The organism is cf. Phormidesmis sp. LEGE 11477, from assembly GCF_015207105.1.
Lineage (GTDB): Bacteria > Cyanobacteriota > Cyanobacteriia > Phormidesmidales > Phormidesmidaceae > Phormidesmis.
Map to the genome: position 1 here is coordinate 1 of NZ_JADEXO010000248.1, position 1,945 is coordinate 1,945.

Consider the following 1,945-nt stretch of genomic DNA (forward strand, 5'->3'; position numbering starts at 1 on the left):
TTGCTACCACGCCCGCGACCAGTGTCGTGAAGATGAGCGGAACGATCATCATGCGGATCAGGGCAATGAAAATGTCGCCGTAAGGACGAATATAGTTTTCTAGGAAAAATTCAGCGCCACTCCCCATCATGCGGTCGACAAGCAAACCGAAGGCGATACCCAGCACAAGCGCGCCGAGAACACGCATCCAGAGCGTGATACCAAACCACCACTGGGAAACGGGTTTGAGGATGCTACGCCACAAGAGCGTGACGAAAAGAAACCTGAACATGAGCGTTGTCTCCCAACCTGCCGATCCATTCGGTGTGCAGACTAGGCGAGACGTCTAGCGCGTCAACGGGCGCGTGTTGCGTCGAGAAGTTTTGCCAGCGCAATATAGCTGGTGACACCGGCCAGAGCGGCTCCGGCGATGAGAACCAATGGCCCGAAATCGCCAAGGACTTCAATCAACGGCGCAGACATCATGAGCAGTGAAATCAGGAATTGAAGGCCGAGACGACGCCAACCAACGTCCCGATAGCCCAGGGCATTGCGCATGGTCGTCGTCGAGAAATAATGGCTCGCACGCGCCGCCTCTCCGCCGTCGTGATGATCACGATCTGCCGAAACAACTGCTTCATATGGATTTTGGAACACCGCCATAAAGGTGACTATACGGACATTATTTTTGAAGTCAAAACTTCAATGCAATGCCGAAAAATTTAATGCAATGAATAGGATGATTCAAAAGCCCCGAAATTCAAAATACCTAATGAAACGTAAAAAGGCGGCCAATTGACCGCCTTTTTCGAGAATTCAATTAATTCCGGATACGGAATTTATGCGGCTTTTGCACGTTCACCATCCAGAACCGCGGCAATCGCATGCACTGTTGATGCAATTCTGACGGATGCCTGAATCTGTTCAGCCGAGACTCCATGTCGACGCAATTCGGCTTCATGGCTGTCGATGCACAGGCCACAGCCATTGATGGCGGAAACCGCCAGCGACCAGAGCTCGAAATCGGCCTTGTCGACGCCGGGATTAGCGATGATATTCATCCGCAATTTTGCCGGTAGCGTCTTGTAATCCTTGGCCGATGCCAGATGGACAAAACGATAGTAGATGTTGTTCATACCCATAATCGCAGCGGCAGCATTTGCAGCCGTTACCGCTGAACCGGAAAGCTGGTCAGCCAATTCTGTTTCGAACGCCTGAATGACGGTCGGTGAGCTGGTGGCGTAGGCGGACGCCAGAAATGTGCCCCATTTCTTCTGGTCGTCCAGATTGGTTTCCCGAGCCAGACTTGAGAGGTTCAGCTTCAAGTCCTTCGCATAGTCGGGTATTTGATTTTTGAGCGCTTCGAAGCTCATGATTGTTCTCCAGTATACAAAGGGGCGCGCTCGCTGCAGAGGGAGGGATGCAAGCAAGCGCGCCACCGGTCCGGTCGCTTGAAATCAGGCGGCCAGTGTTTCTCCGCCGACAGCGCGGTTACAGGCGCAAAGTTCGTCGGTTTGCAAGGCATCAAGCACCCGCAAAGTGTCTTCCGGATTTCGGCCCACATTCAGATTGGTCACGTAGACGTGCTGGATGACATTCTCGGGATCGACAACAAAGGTTGCACGCAAGGGCACACCTTCCGCCGAACGGATACCAAGGGCATCAATCAGCGACCCGGTCGTGTCTGCAAATTGCCAGATGGCCAGGTTCGCCAGATCCGGATGATCGCGACGCCAGGCCAGTTTACAGAACTCATTGTCCGCAGAACCTCCCAGAACCACCGTATCGCGATCGGCAAAATCTTCATTCAGATCAGCAAAGGCCTTAATTTCGGTGGGGCAGACGAAAGTGAAATCCTTCGGATAGAAGAAGATGACTTTCCATTTTCCGTCAAAGCTGTCTTGCGTCACGGCTTCAAAAGCGCTTTCGCCATTCTCTTCGTGTTCCATGAACCCAGGCTTCACGC

General features: G+C 52.8%; 4 protein-coding genes. All 4 read right to left on the reverse strand.

The annotated features are described in order from the left end of the window. Positions 1 to 271, reverse strand: a 271-nt coding sequence (locus IQ256_RS29030) for a cation:dicarboxylate symporter family transporter (RefSeq protein ID WP_193859151.1), incomplete at its 3' end; no start/stop codon positions are given. A 62-nt stretch (positions 272 to 333) separates the two neighbouring features. Next, positions 334 to 642: a hypothetical protein gene (locus IQ256_RS29035; protein ID WP_193859152.1), complete on the reverse strand. Its 309-nt coding sequence runs from the start codon at positions 640 to 642 to the stop codon at positions 334 to 336. 176 nt (positions 643 to 818) lie between these two features. Beyond that, entirely contained in the window at positions 819 to 1,352 is a 534-nt protein-coding gene (locus IQ256_RS29040; RefSeq protein ID WP_193859153.1) for a carboxymuconolactone decarboxylase family protein, read from the reverse strand. A gap of 84 nt (positions 1,353 to 1,436) precedes the next feature. Continuing rightward, positions 1,437 to 1,945, reverse strand: a 509-nt coding sequence (locus tag IQ256_RS29045) for a peroxiredoxin (RefSeq protein ID WP_193859154.1), incomplete at its 5' end; no start/stop codon positions are given.